The 6,522-nt window shown below is 62.3% G+C and carries 6 protein-coding genes; all 6 read left to right on the top strand.

Annotation, left to right across the window (positions count from 1 at the left end; translation table 11 throughout):
* On the top strand, positions 1-897 hold an 897-nt coding region (locus PHP59_RS10800), incomplete at its 5' end, for a thiamine pyrophosphate-dependent enzyme (RefSeq protein WP_300166825.1).
* 162 nt (positions 898-1,059) lie between these two features.
* Positions 1,060-2,328: a pyridoxal phosphate-dependent aminotransferase gene (locus PHP59_RS10795; protein WP_300166823.1), complete on the top strand. Its 1,269-nt coding sequence runs from the start codon at positions 1,060-1,062 to the stop codon at positions 2,326-2,328.
* A gap of 226 nt (positions 2,329-2,554) precedes the next feature.
* Entirely contained in the window at positions 2,555-3,760 is a 1,206-nt protein-coding gene (locus PHP59_RS10790) for a hypothetical protein (protein ID WP_300166821.1), read from the top strand.
* A 64-nt stretch (positions 3,761-3,824) separates the two neighbouring features.
* Positions 3,825-4,283, top strand: a complete 459-nt coding sequence (locus PHP59_RS10785) for a YbhB/YbcL family Raf kinase inhibitor-like protein (RefSeq protein ID WP_300166819.1) — start codon at positions 3,825-3,827, stop codon at positions 4,281-4,283.
* A 161-nt stretch (positions 4,284-4,444) separates the two neighbouring features.
* Complete coding sequence (locus tag PHP59_RS10780) at positions 4,445-5,170, top strand: ABC transporter ATP-binding protein (protein WP_300166817.1); 726 nt, start codon at positions 4,445-4,447, stop codon at positions 5,168-5,170.
* Positions 5,163-6,522, top strand: a 1,360-nt coding sequence (locus PHP59_RS10775; RefSeq protein WP_300166815.1) for a hypothetical protein, incomplete at its 3' end; no start/stop codon positions are given. The genes PHP59_RS10780 and PHP59_RS10775, both read left to right, overlap by 8 nt.

Raw genomic sequence — 6,522 nt, 5'->3', positions numbered from 1 at the left:
TTCAGGGCAAAGGGCGTCATCCCCGAGGACCACCCCTGGCACCTCGGCATCCTCGGCACCGTGGGGTCGGGGTACGCACGCGAGCGGGCAGAGTCGGCCGACCTCCTCCTCGTCTTCGGTGTCGGCTTCTCCGCACAGACCCATGTCCCCGAGGAAGTTCCCATGGTCCAGGTCGACCTCGACCCGATCAAACTCGGGCGGAACTCCGCGTCCGTTCTCCTGTGGGGGGACTGCGCCCGTGTCATTCCCGACCTTCTCGGCCGCCTCGGAGAGAGGAAGTACGACGCTCTCAGGGAGGAGGTGGCGCGCCAGAAACAGGCCTGGGCGGCGCAGAGGGAGAAGGAGGCCGACCCAGACGCTGTACCTATCCGCCCGCCCTATATCATGAAGGTGATCTCAGAGACCCTCCCGGACGATGCGGTCATCTCCATCGACGTCGGGGAGAACGGCTGGTGGTTCGGCAGGAACTTCACGATGAAGAGGGGGCAGGCATTTGTCATGTCAGGCTACCTGGCAACGATGGGTTTTGGCCTGCCCGGCGCCATCGCCGCGAAACTTGCCTATCCGGAGAGGCCTGTCGTCTGCATCACCGGCGACGGCGGGTTCGGGATGGCGATGGCCGAGTTCCTCACCGCGGTGAAGTACGACCTCCCCATCGTCGTCGTCGTCCTCAACAACCACGAACTCGGCATGATCCTTGTCGAGCAGAGGATGGAGCACTACCAGAACTTCGGGACAGAACTCCACAACCCCGACTTCGCCGCCTATGCGCGGGCCTGTGGCGGGGCCGGGTACAGGGTGGAAAGACCTGCCGATCTCGCCCCCGCGGTTTGGGAGGCGCTGGCGGCCGGCGTACCGGCGGTCGTCGACGTGGAGACCGATCCGAAGCGGTTCTGACCCTCCATTTTTTTCGCGGTGAGGGGGGGCGAACACTTATCATCAGCCCTGTCCATCCGGGCATGCTATCGGGGGGACTGTTATGCAGCAGATATATGCCATTCAGACAGAGCCGCATCTTGAGACCATTGCGATGCCCGAGAACCTGCGGGGGTCGGCCTGATGATCGCACGGCAGAGGGAGAGGTGCACCAGGATCGGCTGTCATGTGAGATATTTCAACTTCGCCCTCGGGCAGTCGCCTTTTCCGGTGCCGCCGGCACTCTCCGCGGCCCTCACACGGGAGGCAGGAGCCGGGCACTACACCGACGCCGTCGGGGTTCCCGAACTCAGGGACGCCGTTGCAGAGTTCTACAAGAGGCATTTCAGGTTGCATGCCGAGCCAGAACGGGTCATCGTCGGCAATGGGACGAAGGAGATCCTGTACATTCTCTTCTCTGTCCTCGATGCCGAGGTGGTCCTCACCTCCCCGTCATGGGTCGGCTATGCCCCCATCCTCAGACTCCTCGGGAAGACCTACACGACACTCGGGCTCGACCGCAAGGACGGATACCGGATCAACCCCCGCGACCTGGAGGCGGTCCTGGCCGAAAACCCCGACAGGCGCCACCTGCTCGTCCTCAACAACCCGAACAACCCGACGGGAGTTGTCTATTCCCGCCGGGAACTCTCGAAGATCGCCGACGTCTGCCGGAAGTACGGTTGTTTCGTCCTCGCCGACGAGGTCTACGCCCTCACCACCTATAGGACCGGGGACTTCTGCTCCATGGGCGCGATCTATCCCGAGGGAACATTCGTCACCGGCGGCCTCTCCATGGACCGCTCTGCCGCGGGCTACCGCCTCGGCGTCTGCGTCCTCCCTGAAGGGGACCCGGAGGCCCTCATGCAGCACCTGACGCGGGTGGCGGCGACGATGTACACCTCGGTGGCGACGCCTGTCCAGTACGCCGCGGTCACTGCGTATGGAGGCGACCCGGCCGTCGAGGAGTACATGCAGACGACGCGGGAGATCCACCGGATCATGGGAGGATATATGAGCCGCGCCTTCGGGATGATCGAGGGCGTGGAGGTGACACATCCGCGGGGCGGCTTCTACTTCCTCGCCGATTTCAGCGCCCTTGCCGGAGACCTCGCACGGAAAGGCGTGAGGTATGCAAACGACCTCTCCCGCGCCCTCCTCGATCATCCCCACCATGTCGCCACGGTCAGCGGAGACGCCATCATGCTCCCCTCCGATGCCTTTGCCGCCCGGGTCGCCTTTGTCGACTATGACGGCAGGAAGGCGATGGAGCTGTACCGGGAGAACCGCCCTGAGACAGGTCTGGACGAGGTCGCCTATGTCCAGGACGCCGCGCCGCGGATGAACGAGGGGATCGAGGCGGTGCGGAAGTTTGTCGAGGGGGTCAAAAGGAAGACCGCCGAGTTCGTCTAACCTTTCGGCCCCCCTCCGGGACAGGGACCGGAGTATGCCAGAGCGAGAGCGGCGGCGATCGCGGAACGCCGGGCCTGTGTGAGATCCGGGATTTCAGGTCATGAATTCTCTTTTTCCCATTTTTCCCGCAAAAAAATTGTATTTTATGTGACTGGCCAGATGAAAACTCCTTTATACTGTAACTTTCAGATCCTGAAATGGCTTATTTCCGGTCATCTGATGCGATATGAATACGATAAAGAAGGCGGCGGGCGTTCTTGCAGGAGTTGTCGCCCTTGCACTCATCCTCCTGGTTGCCGCCGGCGGGTGTGTCGGGTCTGGCACCGGGGTTTCACAGGACCTTCAGGCCCCTGCAGATGGGAAGGACCAGGCGCCTCTCCCGACAGAGGCCCTTCCGGCACCGACGCCCGATGAGACACAGGTCGAAGAAGGCTATGCCCTGCCGGCAATCGTCCCGGCCGAGGCGCCAGGACAGGAGACGATGACGCGGGCCTTCCCGACAAAGTTCGAGAAGAAGACCTATACTATCGAGATTGATGTGAACGGGAGCGTCTATGACGGGGCCAGGAACGTCGACAGGCGGTGGCCGGTTAGTGCGTCCTGGGACGACCCTGCGGTCATGACGGCCTATTACCGCCGCTATATCGAAGACCCCGCGATGGAGGTCTTCTTCGACGACCTGACCCGGCCTTTCCGGTACATCAAAGCGGCCGACGGCCTGAACGACGAGGAGTACCTCGAACTCCTGATCACCTTCGTGCAGCAGATCCCGTACGACGCCGACGCCCCGTCAGAACCCCGGTATCCGGTCGAGGTGATCGGAAACATGAAGGGAGACTGCGACGAAAAAAGCCTCCTCCTTCTCGGCATGCTCGCCCACGAGGGCTACGACACCGCCCTTCTCCTCTTCCCCGGCGAACACCATGCGGCCGCGGGCATCGGGATCACGGTCAACGGCAACCCCTCTTTCAGGGTCTTCGAGAGCACTGACCGCGGGAAATATTTCTACATTGAGAGCACGGGCCCAACGTACATCGGTCGGTACACCGAACCCTTCGGGAGCGCGGAGGCGAAAGTCGTCCCTCTCGGCGACGGGACCAAGCGCTTCGACCGGGTGAACTATGTCACCAGGATCACCGGCATCTACCAGAAGATCGATGACCGTCTCCCCTTCATGAACGCCAGGATGGAGGAATGGCGGGGCGAGATCGAGGACCTCAAGGAGAGTCTCACGCATGGCACCTACGAGACGCGGGAGGAGTGGGACCGCGACCACCGGGAGTATACCGACCTGATCATGCAGCACAACGACTATGTGCAGAAGTTCAACAGGTACATCGAGGTCAGGGCCTATATCGCCGACCACCCCTATGACATGGCCGGGGTGTACCGCTATATCCAGAACAGCAATGTGGAGGATATTACGATCTGAGTGCAGGGAGATCCACACCTATCTTTCATATAGTATGTACGATACTCTCGCGGAGGTATCGAGGATGGAAAACCCTATTGTAAAGATCGGGTTCAATGTCTTCCCGACGAGGCACACCTGCGACGGCGAGGACATTTCACCGAAAATTCGTATTTCCCGATTAGAGTCGCCCTATTTTGCGATCATTCTCACCGACCCCGGTGCAAAGGTCGATCACTGGCTCATCTGGAATATCAGGGCGACAGATGTCATACCTGAAGGAATTCCCCGAAAAATTGAGGTGTCATCCCCTATCTCGGCACAGCAGGGAATGAACGACCTCGGGACTATCGGGTACAGCGGGCCCTGCCTGCCTGAGGGGGCGGCCCACGAGTATTACTTCAACCTCTATGGGACAGACGGCCCTCTTGATCTCCTCGGCGGCGCGACCGGAGCGGAGTTGAGAGAGGCACTCAGGGGGCACACGATCCAGTACAGCGGGATGGCGGTGGCAGGGTACAGCAGGAAAAAAATCGTGATCTGAAGACCCCGGAACAGACCCATAGGCAGGAGGCCGGAAGATGGAGCACCGTGAACGCTAGATACGATGGATAAACCATTCAATATTTTCCCCCTTTTTCGGTCACGGATAATTTACAAAAATTGATGCGGTGCGAGCATCCACCTGGATCCGGAGACGCACGAGTGAACGCCATACTGGATGTACGGGACCTCACGAAGGTCTACGGGGACACCACCGCACTGGACAATGTCACCTTATCCGTCGAGCAGGGGGCGCTCTTCGGGCTTCTCGGCCCCAACGGGTCGGGGAAGACCACGATGATCAAACTCCTGACCGGGCAGGTGCGGCCCTCCGGGGGGTCGGCGACGGTGCTCGGCCGCGACGTCGTGGCAGACCCTGTGGGGGTGCGCATCCAGGTCGGGATCATACCCGAGCAGGAGACGCCCCCCAGTTTCCTCACCTCAGAAGAGTACCTCCACCTGGTCGGCGCCATCAGAAAGATCCCGGACATCGAGGAAGAGATGGCGTGGTGGTTCGATTACCTGGAGTTCGGGGACAAGAGAGATGTGCTCTGCAAGGACCTCTCCCGCGGCACGCGGCAGAAACTGATGTTTGCCCAGGCGTTTCTCCACCGCCCGGTGCTTGCCCTGATCGACGAACCTCTCATCAACTTCGACCCCATCATGCAGGAGAGGGTGAAGGACTACCTGGCCGGGTACGTGAAGAAGGGCAACACCGTCTTCATCTCCACGCATATCCTGGAGATCGCGGAGGAGATCTGCTCGGACTTTGCCGTCCTCCACAGGGGCAAACTCCTCACGACCGGCAGCGTGGCCGGGGTCACGGGGACGGGGCGGCACCTCAACGAGTACTTCCTCTCCCTTGTCAGGCAGGACGGCCATGTTTGAGCTCTTCCTCGCCATGATGAAGGAGGAGTGGCGGGTCCACTCCACGATGTTCGGGAGCCTCAGCTTCGCCCTCTACCCGGTGCTGATCTTCGCCATCGCCTGCATGGGCTCCTTCCTCCTCCCTCTCCTGAGGCCGCTCGTCCCCTTCGGTGACCTCGCCCTTCTCACGCACGCGTTGTTCCTCCTCCTCGGCCTCATGGTCGGGGCGTTCGGCCTCCTCATGAACGAGGTGATGGAGAGGCGGTTCGGGCAGGCGAGCACTCTCGCCTATGCCGCCCGGACCCTGCCCGTCTCGGAGAGGGTCATCTTCCTGAACTTTGTGGTGAAGGATACGGTCTACTACTTCGTGCTCTGGGTGCTCCCCTTTGTCGCGGGGTTCGCCCTCGCCGCACCCTTCTCCGGCATCCCGCTGGCGACGCCGGCGCTCCTCCTCCTCACCCTCTCCCTCTCCTTCCTCACCGGCCTCTCCGCGGCATTCTTCCTCTCAATGGCCTATGCCCGCTCGAAGCGCCTGCTCGCCGCGGTCTCTGTCCTCCTCGCCGGCGCCGGCGCGGCGGCCCACCTCGGCGGCGTCTCCCTCTTCCTCCCGCTCGCACTCTTCCGCGCCTTCTCCTGGGGGACTTTCCTTGCGGCGTGCGCCGTCGTCCTGGTCCCTGCCGCCCTCTCCATCGCCCTGCTCCAGCCCGAGTCCGCCGCACGGGCGAAGCACCACAGGGAGATGCTCGCACCCCTTACCCGGCACTTTTCCCCCCTCCCGTACCCCGCCCTCGCCGCGAAGGACTGCATCGACCTCCTCCGGAGCGGCAGCGCCGTCGGCCAGACCCTCTTCTCCTTCCTCATCCCTCTCGGGGTCATCTGGTTCTTCCTCTCCCTGCTCGGCCCCTTCCTCCCGGCGTCCGGCATCCTCCTCCTCTTCGCAGCCCTCACCGGCGTGGTCGCCTCGACGATGTACATCTGGCTCACGATGTTCGACAGCTTCGGCCCGTATGCCTGCCTGCCCCTCGGCGTCGCCGACGTCATAAAGAGCAAGGTCTGCGTTTTCGCGGTGCTGCAACTCATCCCGGCCGCCTTCATCGCCCTCGTCACCGTCCTTGCGGGGGAGGCGGCGTTCCTCCTCACGGCCCTGGTGCTCTGCCTCTCCGTCTCCTTCTACGGCCTTGCGGTGACGATCCACCTCACCGGCCTCTCCCCGAATGTCCTCCTCTACGACCCCAGGGTGCTCGTGCTCTACCTCCTTGCCCTGGGCGTCCCTCTCGTCGCCCTCATCGTCCTCTCCTTCATGAACCCCTGGTACGCGATGGCGTCGGTGGTGCTGGTGGGAGTTGGGTGGGGGATCGTGCAGAGGGGGTTTG

It is taken from the genome of Methanofollis sp. (assembly GCF_028702905.1).
In the GTDB taxonomy this organism is placed as follows: domain Archaea; phylum Halobacteriota; class Methanomicrobia; order Methanomicrobiales; family Methanofollaceae; genus Methanofollis.
Note: the sequence above shows the minus strand (reverse complement) of the source record. Positions and strands in the feature narration are given on the sequence as shown.